This window comes from Virgibacillus alimentarius (genome assembly GCF_017874635.1).
Taxonomy (GTDB): domain Bacteria; phylum Bacillota; class Bacilli; order Bacillales; family Amphibacillaceae; genus Virgibacillus_B; species Virgibacillus_B alimentarius.
This window is the reverse complement of record NZ_JAGIKX010000001.1, coordinates 329,575-349,052: the sequence shown is the minus strand read 5'-3', so window position 1 is coordinate 349,052 and position 19,478 is coordinate 329,575. Positions and strand designations below refer to the sequence as shown.

General features: G+C 35.1%; 23 protein-coding genes. 22 read left to right on the top strand and 1 reads right to left on the bottom strand.

Annotation, left to right across the window (positions count from 1 at the left end; translation table 11 throughout):
• The first annotated feature begins 45 nt into the window (after positions 1 to 45).
• The 11 genes from J2Z81_RS01810 (at position 46) to J2Z81_RS01760 (ending at position 8,471) form a co-directional block, all read left to right on the top strand.
• A complete protein-coding gene (locus tag J2Z81_RS01810) occupies positions 46 to 1,221 on the top strand; it encodes a D-alanyl-D-alanine carboxypeptidase family protein (protein WP_029266628.1) in 1,176 nt (391 codons plus the stop codon).
• 106 nt (positions 1,222 to 1,327) lie between these two features.
• Positions 1,328 to 1,681, top strand: coding sequence for an anti-sigma F factor antagonist (spoIIAA, locus tag J2Z81_RS01805; RefSeq protein ID WP_029266630.1), 354 nt, complete (start codon positions 1,328 to 1,330; stop codon positions 1,679 to 1,681).
• Positions 1,678 to 2,118 carry an anti-sigma F factor gene (gene spoIIAB, locus J2Z81_RS01800; protein WP_029266632.1) on the top strand — a complete coding sequence of 147 codons (441 nt, stop codon included), beginning with the start codon at positions 1,678 to 1,680 and terminating at the stop codon, positions 2,116 to 2,118. The genes spoIIAA and spoIIAB overlap by 4 nt, the downstream gene beginning before the upstream one ends.
• An 8-nt stretch (positions 2,119 to 2,126) precedes the next feature.
• Positions 2,127 to 2,879 (top strand): RNA polymerase sporulation sigma factor SigF, encoded by a 753-nt coding sequence (gene sigF / locus J2Z81_RS01795; RefSeq protein ID WP_029266634.1) that lies wholly within the window; start codon positions 2,127 to 2,129, stop codon positions 2,877 to 2,879.
• Positions 2,880 to 3,007: 128 nt separating this feature from the next.
• Entirely contained in the window at positions 3,008 to 3,625 is a 618-nt protein-coding gene (locus J2Z81_RS01790) for a stage V sporulation protein AA (protein WP_029266636.1), read from the top strand.
• On the top strand, positions 3,603 to 4,031 hold the full coding sequence (locus J2Z81_RS01785; protein ID WP_029266638.1) for a stage V sporulation protein AB: 429 nt from the start codon (positions 3,603 to 3,605) through the stop codon (positions 4,029 to 4,031). The genes J2Z81_RS01790 and J2Z81_RS01785 overlap by 23 nt, the downstream gene beginning before the upstream one ends.
• Before the next feature lie 19 nt (positions 4,032 to 4,050).
• The gene (locus tag J2Z81_RS01780; protein ID WP_226370591.1) at positions 4,051 to 5,529 is read left to right on the top strand and encodes a spore germination protein; all 1,479 of its coding nucleotides are present in this window, start codon (positions 4,051 to 4,053) and stop codon (positions 5,527 to 5,529) included.
• Between the two features lie 75 nt (positions 5,530 to 5,604).
• Entirely contained in the window at positions 5,605 to 6,912 is a 1,308-nt protein-coding gene (gene lysA, locus J2Z81_RS01775; RefSeq protein ID WP_029266642.1) for a diaminopimelate decarboxylase, read from the top strand.
• Positions 6,913 to 6,992: 80 nt separating this feature from the next.
• Positions 6,993 to 7,430 carry a peptidylprolyl isomerase gene (locus J2Z81_RS01770; protein ID WP_029266644.1) on the top strand — a complete coding sequence of 146 codons (438 nt, stop codon included), beginning with the start codon at positions 6,993 to 6,995 and terminating at the stop codon, positions 7,428 to 7,430.
• Positions 7,431 to 7,460: 30 nt separating this feature from the next.
• Positions 7,461 to 7,919 carry a hypothetical protein gene (locus J2Z81_RS01765; protein WP_156947667.1) on the top strand — a complete coding sequence of 153 codons (459 nt, stop codon included), beginning with the start codon at positions 7,461 to 7,463 and terminating at the stop codon, positions 7,917 to 7,919.
• A 180-nt stretch (positions 7,920 to 8,099) separates the two neighbouring features.
• Positions 8,100 to 8,471, top strand: coding sequence for a GNAT family N-acetyltransferase (locus J2Z81_RS01760; protein WP_029266648.1), 372 nt, complete (start codon positions 8,100 to 8,102; stop codon positions 8,469 to 8,471).
• Positions 8,472 to 8,523: 52 nt separating this feature from the next.
• Here the strand turns inward: J2Z81_RS01760 and J2Z81_RS01755 are convergent, their stop codons facing one another.
• Entirely contained in the window at positions 8,524 to 8,613 is a 90-nt protein-coding gene (locus J2Z81_RS01755) for a YjcZ family sporulation protein (RefSeq protein WP_038220884.1), read from the bottom strand.
• A 187-nt stretch (positions 8,614 to 8,800) separates the two neighbouring features.
• On the opposite strand from J2Z81_RS01755, the gene J2Z81_RS01750 reads away from it, so the two are divergent.
• From J2Z81_RS01750 to J2Z81_RS01700, 11 genes are all read left to right on the top strand, one after another.
• On the top strand, positions 8,801 to 9,532 hold the full coding sequence (locus J2Z81_RS01750) for a segregation/condensation protein A (RefSeq protein WP_029266650.1): 732 nt from the start codon (positions 8,801 to 8,803) through the stop codon (positions 9,530 to 9,532).
• Between the two features lie 2 nt (positions 9,533 to 9,534).
• On the top strand, positions 9,535 to 10,122 hold the full coding sequence (gene scpB, locus J2Z81_RS01745) for an SMC-Scp complex subunit ScpB (RefSeq protein ID WP_226370590.1): 588 nt from the start codon (positions 9,535 to 9,537) through the stop codon (positions 10,120 to 10,122).
• Positions 10,123 to 10,307: 185 nt separating this feature from the next.
• Positions 10,308 to 11,393, top strand: coding sequence for a D-alanyl-D-alanine carboxypeptidase family protein (locus tag J2Z81_RS01740; RefSeq protein ID WP_226370589.1), 1,086 nt, complete (start codon positions 10,308 to 10,310; stop codon positions 11,391 to 11,393).
• Position 11,394: 1 nt separating this feature from the next.
• Complete coding sequence (locus J2Z81_RS01735) at positions 11,395 to 11,979, top strand: nucleoside recognition domain-containing protein (protein WP_029270714.1); 585 nt, start codon at positions 11,395 to 11,397, stop codon at positions 11,977 to 11,979.
• A gap of 3 nt (positions 11,980 to 11,982) precedes the next feature.
• Positions 11,983 to 12,513 carry a spore maturation protein gene (locus J2Z81_RS01730; RefSeq protein WP_029270712.1) on the top strand — a complete coding sequence of 177 codons (531 nt, stop codon included), beginning with the start codon at positions 11,983 to 11,985 and terminating at the stop codon, positions 12,511 to 12,513.
• 73 nt (positions 12,514 to 12,586) lie between these two features.
• The gene (locus tag J2Z81_RS01725; RefSeq protein ID WP_029270710.1) at positions 12,587 to 13,330 is read left to right on the top strand and encodes a pseudouridine synthase; all 744 of its coding nucleotides are present in this window, start codon (positions 12,587 to 12,589) and stop codon (positions 13,328 to 13,330) included.
• 52 nt (positions 13,331 to 13,382) lie between these two features.
• Complete coding sequence (resA, locus tag J2Z81_RS01720) at positions 13,383 to 13,958, top strand: thiol-disulfide oxidoreductase ResA (RefSeq protein ID WP_029270708.1); 576 nt, start codon at positions 13,383 to 13,385, stop codon at positions 13,956 to 13,958.
• 27 nt (positions 13,959 to 13,985) lie between these two features.
• On the top strand, positions 13,986 to 15,635 hold the full coding sequence (gene resB / locus J2Z81_RS01715; RefSeq protein WP_029270706.1) for a cytochrome c biogenesis protein ResB: 1,650 nt from the start codon (positions 13,986 to 13,988) through the stop codon (positions 15,633 to 15,635).
• Between the two features lie 18 nt (positions 15,636 to 15,653).
• Positions 15,654 to 16,829, top strand: a complete 1,176-nt coding sequence (gene ccsB / locus J2Z81_RS01710; RefSeq protein WP_029270704.1) for a c-type cytochrome biogenesis protein CcsB — start codon at positions 15,654 to 15,656, stop codon at positions 16,827 to 16,829.
• A gap of 120 nt (positions 16,830 to 16,949) precedes the next feature.
• Positions 16,950 to 17,666 (top strand): response regulator transcription factor, encoded by a 717-nt coding sequence (locus J2Z81_RS01705; protein ID WP_029270702.1) that lies wholly within the window; start codon positions 16,950 to 16,952, stop codon positions 17,664 to 17,666.
• Complete coding sequence (locus J2Z81_RS01700; RefSeq protein WP_029270700.1) at positions 17,666 to 19,447, top strand: ATP-binding protein; 1,782 nt, start codon at positions 17,666 to 17,668, stop codon at positions 19,445 to 19,447. Before J2Z81_RS01705 ends, J2Z81_RS01700 begins: the two co-directional genes overlap by 1 nt.
• Positions 19,448 to 19,478 lie beyond the last annotated feature (31 nt).

The following is a 19,478-nucleotide window of genomic DNA, read 5'->3' as shown; positions in this document are numbered from 1 at the left end:
TGTCAATCCTAGATGTATATTATATTGACTTGTGGAGGTAAAAGGATGAAAAAGTATATCTTAATGAGCAGCTTAATGTTTACCTTGCTTTTTGCGACAACGTTTTCTGTTGATGGGGAAGAGAAAAAACAAAAGGAGTCACTCAGTCTTGCGAAGGACGCCAAATCTGCCATTCTCATTGAACAAGACACTGGAAAAGTGATGTTTAACAAAAACGAACATGAGAAATTACCCCCTGCAAGTATGACGAAAGTTATGACATTGCTTTTAATTATGGAGGCAATAGATAAGGGGGAATTAAAAAAGGATGAAATGATTCGTATAAGTGAGCGAGCGGCTTCAATGGGTGGCTCTCAAATATTTTTAGAGGCTGGAGAAGAAATGTCTGTCAACGATTTGCTAAAAGGAATAGCTATTGCATCCGGAAATGATGCTAGTGTTGCATTAGCCGAAAGATTAGCAGGCAGTGAAGAAGAATTTGTGAAAAAAATGAATGAAAAAGTAAAAGAATTGAATCTAAAAAATACCCACTTTCAAAACACAAGTGGTTTACCTGCAAAAAAACATTATAGCACATCCTATGACATGGCGATCATCGCAAAAGAATTACTGAAATATGAATCAATAACAGATTATACTTCCATTTACGAAGATTATTTAAGAAAAGGGAAAGAAAATGAATTTTGGCTTGTAAATACAAATAAATTAGTAAAATCCTATCCTAGTGTAGATGGATTAAAAACTGGTTACACAAATGAAGCAAAGTATTGTCTGACTGCAACTGCCAAAAAGGATGATATGCGAATTATCGCTGTTGCTATGGGGGCTGAGACAACGAAGAAGCGAAATAACGCAATTTCAGAAATGTTGGATTATGCTTATAATCACTTTGAAACTGAAAAATTGTATGAAAAAGGAAAAACAATCACAACGATTAAAGATATAAAGGCTGAAAATAAAAATATCGATATTGTGACATCTGATTCAGTTAGTACCCTTCATAGGAAAGGACAATCCAAAGAAAACATTACTACATCTACTGTACTTAATGATGAGATAAATTTACCTATGAAAAAAGGGGATCAGGCAGGTACATTGATTGTCAAGAAAGGTGATAAAGTTTTATCAGAAACACCATTGGTAGTTAATCAGGAAGTGAAACCAGCTTCCTATCTGACATTGTTAAAACGATCCATGCAAAGCATGGCGAAAAATCGCTAAAAATTGTTCTTTTAAGCGAACTACTTCTTCTTTTGTCATAAAGCAGGAATCGACCCCAACATTCAAGAAAGTGTACCTACGAAGATTTTCTAAAGGAGGAAATGAAATGGGTCTTACAGCAATGTTTGATGTAAAAGAAGATGTACTAATTGTAAGATTATCAGGTGAACTTGACCACCATGAAGCAGAATTGCTGCGGGAGAAATGGAAGGACATGATGTATACCAATTCCATCAAACACGTCATTTTAAATCTTGAATCTGTAACCTTTATGGACAGTTCAGGACTTGGTGTTGTACTAGGGAGGTACAAAGAAGTATTACAACTAGGAGGAGAGATGGTTGTTTGCTCAGTCACACCTCCGATTGAACGTTTATTTGAAATGTCTGGCTTATTTAAAATCGTTCGTTTAGAAGATAACGAAGAATTTGCGTTAACAACGCTGGGGGTGGCATCATGAAAAATAAAATGAGCGTAGAATTTTCAAGTGTCAGTGTGAATGAATCTTTTGCAAGGGTAACTGTAGGATCATTCATTGCGCAGTTAGATCCTACAATGGATGAACTTACTGAAATCAAAACAGTTGTCTCAGAAGCAGTAACAAACGCTATTATTCATGGCTATAATAATGAACCAAATCACCTTATTTCTATTGATTGCTCTCTCCGAGATGGCGAAGTCGAACTAACCATTAGGGATAAGGGCATAGGAATTGGTGATGTAGAAGAAGCAAGGCAGCCACTTTACACTTCAAAACCAGAATTAGAGAGGTCTGGCATGGGGTTTACGATTATTGAAAATTTCATGGATTCAGTTGAGGTCACATCAAAAACCGGAGAAGGAACTACTGTTCGGATGACAAAACAATTATCGAAAAGTAAAACGGTTTGTAACTAGGGATGTCTATGGATGTTAATGTAAAGCAAGATAAACGTAAGGTCACCTTAACTGATGGGCAAGTAAAAGAATACATTCATAAAAGTCAACAAGGAGATAAAGAAGCAAGAGATTTATTGGTTGAAAATAATGTTCGACTTGTATGGTCAGTGGTTCAGCGTTTTATCAATAGGGGATACGAGCCGGATGATTTATTCCAAATTGGAAGCATCGGGTTAATGAAATCGATCGATAAATTTGACTTATCCTATGATGTTCGTTTTTCTACGTATGCTGTCCCTATGATTATTGGTGAAATCCAGCGTTTTATTCGAGATGATGGAAGTATAAAAGTAAGTAGATCCTTAAAAGAGACTGCAAATAAAGTACGCCGAAAAAAGGATGAATTAACAAAACAATACGGAAGGTCTCCAACGGTTCTAGAAATAGCGGATGCATTAAATATTACGCCTGAAGAAGTTGTTCATGCCCAAGAAGCTGCGAAATCTCCGCATTCGATTCACGAAACTGTATTTGAAAATGATGGAGATCCAATTACTTTATTAGATCAAATAGCAGATGAAAATACAAACTGGTTTGACAAAATAACATTACAAGAAGCAATAAGAGAATTGAACGAGCGAGAACGTTTAATTGTCTTCTTGCGGTACTATAAAGATCAAACACAGTCAGAAGTAGCAGAACGTCTAGGGATCTCTCAAGTTCAGGTCTCACGGTTAGAAAAGAAAATCTTGCAGGACATGAAAATAAAAATGGGGTAGTAAAACATAAATCGCATATTAGAAATAAAAAATCATCACAGATGTGATGATTTTTTATTTTGTTGTGATAATAAATCCGCTTTTAACCAATACTAATTCATACCGTATTGGTAAAGGGTGATCATTCTGTGACAACAATTGTTTATTTACGCATGAAAAAAAATATAGAATTGTCCTATTTAAAAGCTGTCAAGCTGAAAGATATTGCCTTAGTGGCTACATCTGAGGATGTAAAAAAAACATTAGAGAATACATCCATTTATCAGATTTCAAAAAAAGATAACAACATTGTAGTAATTGATAGCTTTTTAGTAATTAAACACCTTAATAAAATGCATCCAGATTTGGAGTTTCAGCTCGTTGGACCTACCCAAACTATTATTCGGATAAATAAAAATAATAAAGCTCCATCTGTTTTAAAAGTAGCTTTTGTATGGTTACTCCTATTTATAGGTACTGCAATGACTATCATGAATTTTCATTATGATGTCAGCATGCAAGAGGTACAGCAAAAAATACATTACTTATTTACAGGTGAACAAAATGAATTTCCTTTATGGATTCAAATCCCATATTCATTTGGGTTGGGAATGGGGATGTTGTTATTCTTCAATCATTGGTTTAAAAAAAGGTTTAACGAGGAGCCAAGCCCTCTTGAAGTAGAACTGTTTAATTATCAACAAGACCTCGATCACTATATCCATCACCATGAAAATCGATTAAATGATAACCAGCATCATCATTAATATTGCCGAATTAATTATTGGATTAGCAGGAGGTCTTGCTGTTGGAGGTGGTTTTGTCGCCTTTATAACACTTTTGGGGATTATACCGAGACTCGTTCAAATAAGTAAAGCAGATAAATTCATCCATGCTTTTGGTACATGTGTTCTGGCAGGTTCTATACTTGGAACTTATTTGTCATTTACAGATATTACTTGGAATTTATCCACCATTATTTTACTGATTTGGGGAGGGTTCCATGGTGTATTTAACGGAATGCTCGCTGCAGCGTTAACCGAAGTATTAAACGTTTTTCCCGTACTTACAAAAAGAATAGGTGTACAGCGATATTTGTTATGGTTGCTTATGGCAATTGTCTTCGGAAAAATTTTCGGGTCATTATTTCAGTGGTTGATATTTGTTAAGTAACAAGGAAGGGGTGCAACTAATGGGAGGTAGTAAGAGGAAAACACATATTTCTTCTAATATAAAAGATGTCCAAGCTTATATGAAAGAGCGTGTTGGTGTTGGTATATCTTATGACCTAGAGTTTAGGGAACTCGTTTTATTAAAAAGAAAAGTTCAACTTTACTTTTTAAATGGTCAGGTAAGTGATCTTGTAGCTATCGAAATCATTAAAAAACTTGTTTCTATTAATGATGAGGAATCTAATCAAAAGAAACTTTTTGAAATTGTTGAGAATCGATTGGCAAACTTATCTGTAGAACATACCAATACAATGGATGAGGCAGTGGATCAAATGCTGTCTGGTCTTATTATTGTCTTTGTGGATGGCGAAAAAAAAGCTTTTATTGTAGATGTAAGGGATTATCCTGGAAGACAGCCGGAAGAACCAGACACAGAAAGGGTTATCAGAGGATCTAGAGATGGTTTTACTGAAAATGTGATTATTAATACTGCATTAACTAGGAGAAGAATTCGTGATGCACGACTACGTCATGAAATGTTAAGTGTAGGTGAACGATCTAAAACGGATGTATGTCTTTGTTACATTAAAGATATTGCCAATGATGAGATGATAGAATTAACAAAGGATAAAATTAGATCTATTGAAATTGACGGTATTACAATGGCAGATAAGGCGTTGGAAGAGTTCATTATAGAAAATAAATGGAATCCTTTTCCATTGGTTCGATATACAGAAAGACCTGATGTTGCCGCAAATCACCTTTTTGAAGGGCATCTTTTACTTATTGTGGATACATCACCAAGCGTCATTATTTTACCAACAACATATTTTGACCATTTAGAACATGCTGAGGAGTATAGGCAATCACCCGCGGTTGGTACATTTATTAGATGGTCACGTTTGTTAGCCGTGTTCGCATCTTTATTTCTTTTGCCATTATGGCTCTTGTTTTCAATGGAACCGACACTGCTCCCTAAAACCTTATCCTTTATTGGGCCAAATGAAGAAGGGACTATCCCGGTCGCAGTACAAATCATTCTGGCAGTACTTGGTGTTGAATTTGTACGTATGGCCGCTGTCCACACCCCCACACCACTTGCTACTGCTCTTGGATTAATTGCGGCAGTGGTAATAGGGCAAATCGCGATTGATGTGGGTATGTTTAGTCCCGAAGTAATTTTATATATTGCAATCAGTACAATAGGGGTATACGTAACACCCAGTTATGAATTAAGTGTAGCTAATAAGCTGCTGAAATTACTACTAATCATCATAACAGCCCTTTTTGGTGTGCCAGGCTTTTTGATCGGGTTATTATTAAGCACCCTATTTTTAGTCAATATGAATTCACTAAGAACTCCTTACCTATGGCCTTTTATTCCATTTAATGCAGGAGCAATGCTAAAATTTATTTTTCGAATTCCTGTACCATTTTCCGAAGGAAGACCAAGCATTGTCTATCCAAAGGATACAATAAGTCAAGAGGTAAAAAATTAACCTTTATTCCTTTTGTTTATCACTTCAATATGTTAAAGTATTTTTAATCCATACGGATGAACGGGGGAAACAGAAATGATTGTAGATAACCATCCATTTCAAGTAAACGAAAGTGGTAATTTAGAAATAGGCGGAGTGGATACAATAGCTTTAGCAAAAAAATATGGGACACCGTTATATGTCTATGACGTATCTATTATCCGTGATAATTGCAGAGCTTTTACAGAGACATTTAAAAACATGGGAATAGAAGGGAAAGTAGCTTATGCAAGTAAAGCTTTTTCTTCTATCGCCATGCTCCAGGTAATCAATCAGGAGGGATTGTGCTTAGACGTCGTATCAGAAGGAGAATTGTATACTGCGTTACAAGCAAATTTTCCAACAGAAAAAATTCATCTGCATGGCAATAATAAAAGTGAGCAAGAAATTAAAATGGCAATTGAAAATGATATTGGGTGTATTGTTGTAGATAATTTTTTTGAAATTGAACTGATTGATAAACTGTTGCACAGATATAATAAAAAAATTGATGTTTTAATACGGGTAACTCCTGGAATCAAGTCCAATACACATCATTATATTATGACTGGAAATGAGGATTCAAAATTTGGATTTAATTTGCATAACGGGCAGGCGGAAAAAGCCTTTCAATTGTTGCACAACCATGAATTAATACGCTTCAGGGGGTTACATTGTCATATCGGTTCACAATTATTTGAAACCGACGGCCACTTGAGTGCAATTGATATGTTGTATAAAAGTATTTCAAATTGGAATTCTGTATACGGGTATACACCTGATGTTATCAATGTTGGTGGAGGGTTTGGCATACGTTACACAGCTGAGGAATCACCATTACCATTGCATTTATATGTTGAAGAAATAATTACTGCAGTTCAACATCATGCTGAAATATCACGCATGCCTATGCCAGAAATTTGGCTTGAGCCCGGGCGATCTATAGCAGGTAATGCAGGAATAACATTATATACGATAGGATCAACAAAGCATATTCCTGGTGTACGTGATTATATATCTGTGGATGGCGGAATGACAGATAATTTAAGACCTGCTTTATATCAGGCAAAATACGAAGCAATCTTAGCAAATAAAGCTGCTCAGCCAACGTCTGAAACAGTTTCCGTAGCAGGGAAGTGCTGTGAATCCGGCGATATGCTGATTTGGGACTTATCACTTCCTAACGTCGAACACGGCGACATTCTAGCTATCTTTTCAACAGGAGCTTATGGATATTCGATGGCAAGTCATTATAATCGTTTTCCTAAGGCCGCAGTGGTTTTTGCAGAGCAAGGGCAAGATAAACTAGTTGTCCAAAGAGAGTCCTATAAAGACGTTGTCAAAAATGACTTGTCTTATACTTAAGCATCTTCTTTGCTAAATGAAGATAAAATGATAAAATTAACAAAGGTTTAAAACCACCATGTATAAAAGGGGAGATATGAATGACTAAAAAAGGATATATTGTAATGGAAGATGATAGTAAAATTGAATTTGAACTTTATCCAAATGAAGCACCAAATACAGTAGCGAATTTTGAAAAACTAGCAAATGACAATTTTTATGATGGATTAACTTTTCATAGAGTAATTGACGGTTTTGTTAGTCAAGGTGGTTGTCCCGTTGGAAATGGTACCGGTTCAGCAGGGTATACTATAAAATGTGAAACAGAAGGAAACCCACATAGACATGTTGAGGGGTCATTGTCTATGGCACATGCTGGTAAAGACACAGGAAGCTGCCAATTTTTTATTGTGCACGAAGCACAACCCCATCTTGATGGAGTACACACTGTTTTTGGACAAGTTACATCAGGTATTGAACATGCCAAAAGCATGAAAAATGGGGATACGATGAAAGAATTGAGAGTTTTTTCTGATTAATTGTTAGCTGAAATCTTCGTAGAGATTTATATGGATATTTACTTATTATTATTTCTTGTGTTTGTTGTTGCACCTATTAGCATGGTCATCCATGAAAGCGGCCATCTTATTGGAGCAAAAACAATGCGAGCTGATCACATTACCTTATCCATAGGTCTTGGAAAAATGATTGGTTCTTTGTCGTTTAAAAAAATTCACATAAAATTTCATACAGTTTTTTTTCTAGGCGGCTTATTAAAGAGCGAAAGAACCCCAACATATAAACCCTTGGAAATTATTTGGGTCACCATTTGTGGATTATTAAGCAGCGGCTTATTTACAATTCTTTTCTATCTTTTATATAACATATATACAAATTACTATATCCAGTTACTTTTTTTATTTAACGGATGGCTTTTTATTGTAAATACTATTCCTTTCAAAATAAAGGGAAAACAGTCAGATGGATATATGATTTATAAAATAATTTTGCAAATCATTCAAAAATAACATTGCAGTATAAACAGTAAAGATTATGTTCATCCTTTTAAGAAAATTGCGTTTCATTTTTAAAAAAGATTAGTAATTTGACAAACTGAAGATATTCAGGCATAAATATATATATAATTTACTATTTGTCTTGCTTTCTATTTCACACAATTTAAAGATATCTTTTAATGAGGGGTCTCTATGTTAATTCGTTATAAAAAAAACTTAGAAAAAATTGCAATGGGATTACTATCTTTTATGCCAGAAGAAAAAGATGTAAAAAAATTGCAACAGACAATAAAACAATATGAAACAAAATCCGATTGGCATCTTTATCTCTGGAAAGACGATGATGTTTTAGGTGCAATTGGATTACGAATAGAAAATGATATAAATGCAGTTATCCAACATATTTCAGTCAATCCTTCCTATCGAAATTTGGGGATTGGTAAGAAAATGGTGAATGAAGTGGAAAAGCTTTATCAAGAAAAGTTTGCTGTATGTGCAGACGATGGCTTGCAGCAGTTCTATAGTAAATGTGATAAAGACGAAACAGAAAACGACAACAATTAAAACAGACCAGCCCTATCGTAAAAGGGCTGGATTTTTATCTTTCATTATATTTTTATAACCAAGCTGCACCAACGATAATGAGAAGTATGAATAGAACTACGATTAGCGCGAATCCACCGCCATATCCATATGAAGCACCCATAATGAAATTCCTCCTTTTGTTCATAAAATGATAAATTGTTTTGATGAACATTTATCTTACAGTAATAACCTATGAAGCCATTAACGATGGTGTATAGGCGTTTATGCCAAGAGGTACCAACTTTTCTTTCTAAAGTCGATATTATTATAATTCATATGTGTCGGTCATCAGAGAGAGGGGGGGAAAGATGAATCAAACATATCAAGTTAAATTAAATGCATTTGAAGGTCCACTTGATTTATTATTACACCTGATTAACCAATACGAAATCGATATCTATGACATTCCTGTTGCAACAATTACTGAACAGTATATGCATTATATTCATACGATGAAACGCCTAGAATTAAACATTGCTAGTGAATATCTTGTTATGGCTGCAACATTATTGGAAATCAAGAGCCAAATGCTGCTTCCAAAACAAGAAATAGTTGATGAACCTGATGAGTATATGGAAGATCCCAGAGAAGAGTTGATGCAAAGGTTAATTGAATATCGTAAATACAAACAAGCTGCCGAACAATTTAAAGATAAAGAACAAACAAACCAAATATTCACAAGACCACCAGTTGAAATCGATCACGATGACGTACCACAACCTATCGTTAAAGGGGATATATCGATCTATGATATGCTCCATGCCCTAGACAAAGTATTTCAACGCAAAAAGTGGAATGAACCGAAAGAAACGAAAATTAAACGGGCAGAAATTTCAATTGAGGAACGGATGAAGGACGTATTACAAATAGTATATGATTCAGAGACAGGTGTTGCTTTTGATAAACTATTTACATATCATACAAGGTCCAATATAGTTGTCACTTTTTTAGCATTATTAGAACTGATGAAAAATAATCAAGTGTTTTGCATGCAGGAACAACATTTTAATGACTTGTACGTGTTTCAAATGGAGGATTAGCTGTGGAAAGTAATGAATTAAAAGCTGTTGTAGAAGCTCTGCTCTTTGCAAGCGGAGATACAGGTGTTACAACAAAACAATTAGCACAAATACTAAAAATACCAGATAGCAACGCTGAACTTTTGTTAGAAGAATTAAAATTTGATTATGAACAGTCAAATCGCGGAATGATGATCATACAATCTAAGCAGGTTTACCATTTGACTACCAGACCTGAACATAGCAGCTATTTAAAGATGTTATTAGCGATGCCTCAGTCAACAAGAATGTCCCAGGCCGCTTTGGAAACACTTGCAATCATTGCTTATAAACAACCGATAACAAGAACAGAAATTGATGAAATCAGGGGAGTACAAAGTGATCGACCCGTTCAAACACTTATCGCTAGATCACTAATTGAAGAAATGGGGAGACGGGATACTGTCGGTAAGCCAATTTTGTTTGGAACAAGTAAAGAATTCCTAACTTATTTTGGCTTAACATCCTTAGAAGAACTACCTCCATTATCTGAAAATGTTGATATGGAGGAACTTGAACAGGAAACTGATTTATTCTTTAATCAACTCCATCCTCCAGATAAAGAGCAGTAAGTCGTGAGGAATATTGCATATTAAAAAACCTGGCATTAAATATAAATTTTATTTAATGCCAGGTTTTTTTATTGTTTGTACAATAAGGTGTTCACTTGAAAATGCGAAATAATTAATATTTTAATTCATATCAATCCTTTCACAAGCATAAAAATATACAGACACACTATCTTAGGGGGCATACTATGCGTTATATTTTATCAGTGCTTTCAGTACTCCTATTAGCGTTAATTAACCCACTGATTGGACATGCATCTCCAAAACCAAATGTTTCTGCTAATAATGCTATTTTAATGGAACAGTCCTCTGGAAGGGTGCTTTTTGAAAAAAAAGCAAACGAAAAACAATCCATTGCGAGTATAACCAAAGTGATGACAGCTATTATTGCAATTGAGTCCAGGAAAATGGATGAAAAGGCAACCACGAGTAGACGAGCAATCTATACAGAAGGTTCATCTATATACCTAGAGCAAGGAGAGAAAATGACCGTTGAGGATCTTGTCTACGGATTGATGCTTAGATCTGGAAATGATGCTGCCGTTGCTATTAGTGAACACATAGGAGGTAGTGTGGAAGGATTTGTTTATTTAATGAATGAAAAAGCAAAATGGATAGGCATGAACAATACTCATTTTGATAATCCACATGGGTTAGAATCAGACAATCATTATTCAACTGCTTATGACATGGCTTTATTAATGCGTTATGCAATGGAGAACGACTATTTTAAAGAAATAACCGGCACTACTACCTATCAGGCAAAAACGAGGTCATACGCATGGCAAAATAAAAATAAATTACTGACACAATATTATGATTATTGTACCGGGGGAAAAACTGGATTTACTAAAAAGGCAGGAAGAACATTGTTAACCTCTGCGAATAAAAATAAAATGAATCTCATTGCAGTCACACTTAATGCACCAGATGACTGGAGGGATCATATGGAAATGTATGAATGGGGCTTTGATAATTTTGATTTAACATCCATTAAAGAAAAAGGAAAGACACAGATAAGTGGAGAAAATAAAAACGTTACAGGTTTTTTACACGACAATGTACAGGTTCCACTTGCTAAAGGGGAAATAGAAAATATTAAAAGTAGATCAGTACTACTCCAAGAAGATGCAGATAAAATAGGAGAAACTACTTTTATTCTTGATTCAAAGCCAATTGTGACCGTACCCGTTTTTTCTGAAAAAAATCCTGAATCTGACAATTTCCTTAAAGATGTCTTTTATGTATTTAAACAAATAAGTAGGTGGAGGTAGGATGGTTAACATAATTTGGTCTTTGATGGCTGTTATAGGGATTGTTTACGCAATGGTAAATGGAACGATGGAACAAGTAAATAAAACACTGTTTGAAAGTGCTGACGAAGCCGTAACATTGTCTATCGGTTTGATCAGTATTCTTGTATTTTGGCTCGGTATAATGAAAATTGCAGAGAAGGCAGGAATATTATCAATGCTTGCAAAGATATTTAGACCATTAATTATCAAGTTATTTCCGGAGATACCTGCAGATCACCCTGCAATTGGATACATTCTCTCGAATATAACTGCAAATCTATTCGGTTTAGGAAATGCTGCAACGCCAATGGGCATAAAAGCAATGGAACAAATGAAAAAACTAAGTGGATCCGATAAAGCTTCTAGATCTATGATCACTTTTTTAGCATTAAACACATCGGGGTTAACCATAATACCGACTACAGTTATAGCAATTAGAATGCAATATAATTCTGCATCTCCAACTGAAATTGTTGGGACAACGATAATAACAACTTTCATTTCTACAATAAGTGCGATTATGATTGATCGATTTCTTTACTATAGAAGTGTATGGAGGAAGTAAAGCATGGGAATAATTACAAGTGTAAGTACATGGTTAATACCATGTTTTATCTTATTCGTTCTCATTGTGGCTACGTGGAAACGGCTTCCCACGTATGAATTATTCGTAGAGGGAGGAAAGGAAGGTGTAAAAATGGCCTTTTCTTTACTCCCCTTTTTAGTAGGAATGATCGTTGCTATATCGATTTTAAGAAGTTCAGGTGCTTTAGAAGCATTTATTAACCTTATCTCACCTATCCTTTTATTTGTTGGAATACCACCAGAGATTATCCCACTCGCAATCGTAAGGCCAATATCAGGTACCGCAGCTTTAGGCATGACTACTGAAATAATAGACAATCATGGACCTGACTCATTTATTGGTAAATTAGCATCCACAATGCAAGGTAGTACAGACACCACACTATATATTTTGACCATATACTTTGGCGCTGTTGGGATTAAAAAGATGGGATATGCTTTAAAAGTTGGACTTCTGGCAGATTTAATTGGTATACTTGCGTCGATCGTAATTGTTACAATTATTTTCGGATAAAGCTTTTTAGTAGCGTTAACTTACGTTTAACGCTATTCTTATGTTACAAATTATAAAAAGCATGGTGATATAAATGAAGGGACCAGAAGAAAGACTACAAAAAGTAATCGCACAAAGCGGTGTTACTTCAAGAAGAAAAGCAGAGCAGCTTATAGTAGATGGCAAAGTCAAAGTGAACGGCAAAGTAGTGACAAAGTTAGGAACTAAGGTTTCCGTTAACGATAAAGTTGAAGTAAATGGGTGTCCTCTGGAAAAAGAAGCGCCATCTTATTATTTGTTATACAAACCTAGAGGGGTTATAACAAGCCTACACGATGACAAAGGCCGAAAAATAGTTACAGATTTTTTAATGGATATTCCCGAACGAATTTTCCCAATTGGACGACTTGATTATGATACATCCGGCATATTATTATTAACGAACGATGGAGATTTTGCCAATCTGTTAATGCATCCAAAATATGAAATAGACAAAGTGTATATAGCTAAAATAAAGGGAATGCCTAGTAAGGCGGAACTATCGAAACTTAAACAAGGGATTAAAGCCGATGGCGACCTTTTAAAAGCCGTCGATTATAAAATTATGTCGCAGGATAAGAAAAATAAAACATGCATTTTGGAAATCACTTTACATGAGGGCAAAAATAGACATATCCGGCGTATGATGGAACAGCTTGGGTATCCTGTAACGAAGTTAAAGCGTGAAAAGTATGGGACGCTTACCTTACGTGGTCTGCAACCTGGTGACTATCGAATGTTGACACCTCATGAAATAAAACAAATGCGATTAGTTGCACATAAAATTGTTAAACATTAGACAAATTTTATTGCTTGTCAAAATGTTATACTAGTTTGGGAGTGATATCCATATGAGTCTAGAACAGAGAAAGGCAAATAAAAAGAATAAAAAAAGAAGACGTTTAGTTTTTAGATCGATTATTCTATTATTATTATTATCTGCAGTTGTATTTGCTTTAGTTTCTAATTTTAATAAAGACAAAACAAGCTATGAAGCAGGAGATAAAGCTCCAGACTTTAAATTACAACAAGTTAATAAAAATAATGAACTAGAATCAATTCAACTCAGTGATTTAGAAGGAAAAGGAGTAATGCTTAATTTTTGGGCAACATACTGTAAACCTTGTGAAGCGGAAATGCCGTTCATGGAAAAATTGTATCCTGAATATAAAGACAAAGGGATAGAAATTGTAGCAGTAAGTCTAGATGCAAATGAATTAGTGATTAATCGTTTTATTGACAAGTATGATCTTACTTTTCCGACTCCACACGATGCAAATAGTGAGGTAATGGATTTATATGATGTCGGTCCAATTCCAAGCACTTTTTTTATAAATCCAGACGGAGAAATTGAAGAAGTTGTGAACGGGGCTTTAACGTTAGATAAGTTAGAAGATCATTTTCAGGAAATTTTGCCCAAGAAGTAATCGGAATATCAACAGTGAGGGATTTGAATGAAGAAAATAAAATGCGAGTGCGGACATATCAATCCTGAGGGTACAGTTCTTTGCGAGGCATGCGGGAAGCCAATCGAAGAAAACCAGCATATCGAAGGTAATGACAAACGAAAGTTATTGAACATGCGATATGACGGAACCGCCAGACGTTCGCTAACCTATAACAGATCAATAGTTGATAAAATTTGGAGTTTTTTCTCTTCAGTAAAAGTGGGAATATGGCTGATTGTGATAACTTTAATTGCTTCTGCTATAGGAACAATTTTTCCACAAGAAATGTACATACCTGCAGAAGCTCCATCACGTGATCCCGCTATTTTTTATGAAGCTGAATACGGAATTTTCGGTAAAATATACTATCAGTTAGGCTTTCATAACCTATTTAGCTCATGGTGGTACATGATTTTAATCGCTTTAATTGGGATATCACTAGTAATTTGCAGTCTTGATCGTTTTGTCCCATTATACAAAGCATTAAAAAAGCAAAAAGCGAAACGTCATGAAACATTTCTTAGCAGACAACGTCTATTTAGTGAAACAAAGCAAGTTTCTGAAGAAGAGAAGCAAAAAGTTGTCGAAGCACTAAAAAAGCAACGGTATAATATTCAAAATGAAAACGGCCATATATTGGCTGAAAAAGGGAGGTTCTCTCGGTGGGGACCTTATGTTAACCATATCGGATTAATCATCATCTTACTAGCTGCTTTACTACGTTTCACTCCTTTCTTATATTTGGATGAGTATGTATGGGTACGAGAAGGCGAAGAGAAGGTAATTCCTGGAACAGACGGAGAGTTTTACATTAAAAATAAAGCATTCACCCTGGATACGTATGATATAGATGACGTTGAAAACGAACGCTTTAAAGAGGCCATCAAAAAAGAAGGCGAACCAATAGCAGAAAATTATGAATCAGACGTTGTTATCTATCAGGCTGAAAAATCAGCTGTTACAGGGGCAGAACCAGAACTTAAAAAAATTATTGAAGATAATATCACGGTGAATAATCCGTTAAAATTTTCAGGTTTCACATTATACCAAGCTGGATATCAATTAAATGAATTTAAAACGATGTCATTTAACGTACATGAAAAAAACGATCCAGAGGAAAAAGCACTCGGCACATTTACAATCGATTTAATGTCACCCGAGCGTGAATATAAGCTAGATAATGGTTTCCGTGTAAAAGTTGAAAATTACTATCCAGATTATTATTTGGATAATGGTGAACCTCGATCAGAATCCAAATATCCAAGAAATCCAGCATTTGTGCTATGGGTTTATCCTCCAGGAAGCGAAGAACGTGAATTAAGCTTTATTGGTATCGGGAAAAACATTGAATCCCAAGGGGAAAACAAGTATAAGATTGGTATTGAAGATTTCGAGATGCGAGATGTCAGTGGCTTAACGGTGCGTCGAGATTATACTCTGCCTTTATTCATCGTCGGAGCAGCAATTTTTATGATTGGTGTTATCCAAGGGATGTATTGGTACCATCGCAGAATTTGGATACATCCAAAAGGAGATGGTCTTCTTTTAGCCGCACATACAAATAAAAATTGGTTTGGCATTAAAAAAGATATAGAAAAAGTTATTTCTGATACTGAAATTAATATGGTTGTTGATCAGCAAGAATTAGAAGATTGATGAAGAAGGAGGATTCATATGGATTGGATTAGTATAAGTAGTTTTATGTTATACACTGCCTTTATTATCTATTTAATTGCTACTTTTTTCTTTGGCGCTACAATTAAGGATAAAAATAAAGAGCATAAAAAAGGAATAGCTGGCACAATAGGTATAACTTTAACCATCATTGGGTTTCTGGCGCAAATGGGTTATTTTATTGCACGCTGGATCGCTAGTGGACATGCGCCTGTCAGTAACCAATTCGAGTTTGTAACATCGTTTGGAATGACAATGGTGTTAGCGTTTATCATCATTTATTTCATCTACAGATTGTCGATTTTAGGATTATTCGCACTGCCTGTAGCAATGTTACTCATTGCCTATGCCAGTATGTTTCCAACAGACATCGCACCGTTGGTACCGTCCCTGCAAAGTCACTGGTTATATATTCACGTGACAACTGTTGCATTAGGGATAGGTATTTTAGGAATAAGTTTTGTAGCTGGGTTAATTTATTTAATTAGAGAAGTTGACCAATCTGTACGAAATGCAAATTCAATTTGGCTTGAAATTGTCATATACACACTATTTTTATTTATTGGTTACATTGTTATTACTACTGCATTCAGTATCACGGATTATCATGCCGAATTTGAGTATCCATCCGATAATAATGTGTTAACAGTAGAATATCGTTTACCAGCAATCACTGGACCAAATGAAGGAAATTTACTATCTGAAGGGGCAATGCAACCTTGGTTCGAATCCCCGTCTTGGGTCGATGCAAAAAAACTCAACACGGTTATTTGGTCGTTTTTCTCGGGTTCAATCATTTATGGTTTAATAAGATTAATCTTTAGAAAGAGATTCGGTGCAGTTGTTCAACCATTTCTTAAAAAGGCAAAACCCGATTTATTGGATGAAATATCATATCGTGCTGTAGCTATTGGATTTCCAGTATTCACATTAGGCGGACTAATCTTTGCTGCGATATGGGCTCAAATAGCTTGGGATAGATTCTGGGGTTGGGACCCTAAGGAAGTTTGGGCACTTGTTACATGGTTCTTCTATGCAGCATTTTTACATTTAAGATTGTCACGCGGATGGCACGGGAAAAAATCAGCTTGGCTAACGGTTGGAGGCTTCGCGATTATTATGTTTAACATTATCGCTGTTAATTTAATTTTAGCTGGGTTACATTCTTACGCATAAAAATAGTCAGCTAGAAAACACGGTATCTATTAGACGGCATGGATACCGTGTTTTTCCTTATACATTTTTGTGAAATTCATATATACTTTAATGTAGAGTTCAATCGAGGGAGGCCTTGACATGGAAGCAAATGCAAAAGTTTTGGTTGTGGATGACGAAGAAAGAATCCGAAGATTAGTACGTATGTATTTGGAACGGGACGATTATATAATCGAAGAGGCAGAAAATGGGCAAGAAGCACTTAACTTAGCTTTAAACAATCACTATGATGTTATATTACTCGATATAATGATGCCTGAAATAGATGGGATTGAAGTTTGCCAAGAGTTAAGAAAGGAAAAAACAACACCTGTGATTATGCTGACTGCAAAAGGAGAAGAATCAAATCGTGTTCAGGGGTTTGAAGTGGGCGCTGACGACTATATTGTTAAACCTTTTAGTCCAAGAGAAGTCGTTTTACGAGTGAAAGCTCTACTGCGTAGAACTGGATCAGCAAATTTTAATGAGACAGAAACCTCAACGAAAAATGTTATTGTTTTTCCCCATTTAACGATAGATTATGATGCATACCGTGTTACAGCAGATGATATGGAAGTTAATTTAACACCGAAGGAATATGAATTACTTTGCTTTTTAGCACAATCCCCTGACAAAGTATTTAAACGTGAGGAGTTACTAAAGGAAGTTTGGGAATACGAATTTTTCGGTGACCTGAGAACAGTAGATACACACGTTAAAAGGCTGCGTGAGAAGTTAAGTAAAGTTTCTAAAGAGGCATCAAAAATGATCGTTACTGTTTGGGGCGTTGGATATAAATTTGAGGTAGATGATGTATAATGTTTTGGCGTAGTGTAGTTGGAAAACTAGCAATAACGATTTTATTGCTAGTTTGTTTTGTATTATTTATATTAACTATTTTACTGCAAGAGTTTTTTGAAAACTTTCATATTCAAGAGGCAGAAAAAGAAATGCTGGAAACGGCAGTCAAAACTTCTAAAATTGTAGAAGAACATGAGGATAAAGCGTTAATAGAACAAATGACCGGATTCATTAAAGATCCCGCAAGTAGAGTTGTAATTGTTTATGATGATGACAATATTTGGACATCAGGCAGTGAGGATGATGAGCTTACAAAATTAGATGATGATTGGATTTTAAATGACGATGAACTGAGCAGTGTTTTAAAAACCAATAAAAAAATACAAAAACAAATTATGATGCCAGACAATAAAACAGAAGCACTGCTGGTAGGAGCACCTATTCAAAACAAGGGGAAAGCTATTTTTGTATACCAATCACTGGCCTTAGTTAATCAAACAAAATCTGATACAACGAAAATTATTTATTTAGGAGCAGGTATTGCTGTTATTTTGACGATTATTTTTGCTTTTTTCTTGTCGACCCGAATAACGTCCCCGCTCATCAAAATGAGAGAAGCTGCATTTGATTTAACCAGAGGTGAATTTAATACAAAAGTACCTATCTTAACTCATGATGAAATTGGCGAATTAGCCATGGTATTTAATCGAATGGGTAGACAGTTAAAATTTCATATTAATGCACTAAGACAAGAAAAAGAACAATTGTCAAGCATCGTTAGGTCTATGGCAGATGGTGTAATTACATTAAATAGAAACGGTGAAATGATTGTAACCAATCCACCGGCTAAAAGATTTATGGATGATTGGAATTTTGAAAATAATATACAAGATGAAGGTAATAAAAAACAACTGCCAAACGAATTAGATAAAATCTTACAAAAGGTTATTCAAGGGGAAAGAGAAGTCTTGCAAGAAATAAATATACAGGGGCGCAACTGGGTGATGATAATGACACCTTTATATGATCAATCTTATGTGCGTGGCGCTGTTGCAGTCATACGCGATATGACAGAGGAAAGACGTCTTGACAAATTACGTAAAGACTTTATAGCTAACGTATCCCATGAATTACGAACGCCTATTTCTTTAATGCAGGGATATAGTGAAGCGATAGTCGATAATATTGCAGAAAGTAGAGAAGAAAAGAATGAGTTAGCTAAAATTATTCACGAAGAGTCATTAAGAATGGGACGACTCGTGAATGAATTATTGGATATTGCTCGAATGGAAGCAGGACATATTCAATTAAGCATCGAACCTGTTGAAATTGAGCGCTTTGTCAGCAAAATTTTAAAAAAGTTCAATGGCATTGCAAGTGACAATGAAGTTGACATAGAACTGACAAAAAAGATTGATGAACCCATTGCATTTATTGATCAAGATAGAATAGAGCAAGTTTTTACCAATTTAATTGATAATGCGATAAGACATTCAGATGAACATGGCGTTGTTCATGTATCTATTGAAAATAATTCGGAAAAATTAGCAGTTTCAATAAAGGACGAGGGCAGTGGAATTCCAGAAGAAGATATTCCATTTGTATTTGAACGGTTTTATAAGGCGGATAAATCCCGTGAACGGAACGCGAAGAAAAAAGGAACAGGTCTTGGGCTTGCGATAGCCAAAAACATCATTGATACACATCATGGATTCATTTCTGTTAAAAGTAAATTAGAGAAAGGGACTACTTTTCATTTTGAAATACCTAAAAATAGTGAACACGATTATCCAGTGTAATCAAATTTTATAAGATTTATGCATACTAAAA

Excerpts from the sequence above, each read along its gene's own strand:
- J2Z81_RS01740 (WP_226370589.1), top strand. The coding sequence starts at position 10,308 with ATGCGTTATATTTTATCAGTGCTTTCAGTACTCCTATTAGCGTTAATT.
- J2Z81_RS01725 (WP_029270710.1), top strand. The coding sequence starts at position 12,587 with ATGAAGGGACCAGAAGAAAGACTACAAAAAGTAATCGCACAAAGCGGT.
- spoIIAA (WP_029266630.1), top strand. The coding sequence starts at position 1,328 with ATGGGTCTTACAGCAATGTTTGATGTAAAAGAAGATGTACTAATTGTA.
- J2Z81_RS01730 (WP_029270712.1), top strand. The coding sequence starts at position 11,983 with ATGGGAATAATTACAAGTGTAAGTACATGGTTAATACCATGTTTTATC.
- J2Z81_RS01810 (WP_029266628.1), top strand. The coding sequence starts at position 46 with ATGAAAAAGTATATCTTAATGAGCAGCTTAATGTTTACCTTGCTTTTT.
- J2Z81_RS01755 (WP_038220884.1), bottom strand. The coding sequence starts at position 8,613 with ATGGGTGCTTCATATGGATATGGCGGTGGATTCGCGCTAATCGTAGTT.
- J2Z81_RS01760 (WP_029266648.1), top strand. The coding sequence starts at position 8,100 with ATGTTAATTCGTTATAAAAAAAACTTAGAAAAAATTGCAATGGGATTA.
- J2Z81_RS01735 (WP_029270714.1), top strand. The coding sequence starts at position 11,395 with ATGGTTAACATAATTTGGTCTTTGATGGCTGTTATAGGGATTGTTTAC.
- ccsB (WP_029270704.1), top strand. The coding sequence starts at position 15,654 with ATGGATTGGATTAGTATAAGTAGTTTTATGTTATACACTGCCTTTATT.
- J2Z81_RS01700 (WP_029270700.1), top strand. The coding sequence starts at position 17,666 with ATGTTTTGGCGTAGTGTAGTTGGAAAACTAGCAATAACGATTTTATTG.
- J2Z81_RS01770 (WP_029266644.1), top strand. The coding sequence starts at position 6,993 with ATGACTAAAAAAGGATATATTGTAATGGAAGATGATAGTAAAATTGAA.
- spoIIAB (WP_029266632.1), top strand. The coding sequence starts at position 1,678 with ATGAAAAATAAAATGAGCGTAGAATTTTCAAGTGTCAGTGTGAATGAA.
- J2Z81_RS01780 (WP_226370591.1), top strand. The coding sequence starts at position 4,051 with ATGGGAGGTAGTAAGAGGAAAACACATATTTCTTCTAATATAAAAGAT.
- resB (WP_029270706.1), top strand. The coding sequence starts at position 13,986 with ATGAAGAAAATAAAATGCGAGTGCGGACATATCAATCCTGAGGGTACA.
- J2Z81_RS01785 (WP_029266638.1), top strand. The coding sequence starts at position 3,603 with ATGATAACCAGCATCATCATTAATATTGCCGAATTAATTATTGGATTA.
- J2Z81_RS01750 (WP_029266650.1), top strand. The coding sequence starts at position 8,801 with ATGAATCAAACATATCAAGTTAAATTAAATGCATTTGAAGGTCCACTT.
- J2Z81_RS01765 (WP_156947667.1), top strand. The coding sequence starts at position 7,461 with ATGGATATTTACTTATTATTATTTCTTGTGTTTGTTGTTGCACCTATT.
- resA (WP_029270708.1), top strand. The coding sequence starts at position 13,383 with ATGAGTCTAGAACAGAGAAAGGCAAATAAAAAGAATAAAAAAAGAAGA.
- lysA (WP_029266642.1), top strand. The coding sequence starts at position 5,605 with ATGATTGTAGATAACCATCCATTTCAAGTAAACGAAAGTGGTAATTTA.
- J2Z81_RS01705 (WP_029270702.1), top strand. The coding sequence starts at position 16,950 with ATGGAAGCAAATGCAAAAGTTTTGGTTGTGGATGACGAAGAAAGAATC.
- sigF (WP_029266634.1), top strand. The coding sequence starts at position 2,127 with ATGGATGTTAATGTAAAGCAAGATAAACGTAAGGTCACCTTAACTGAT.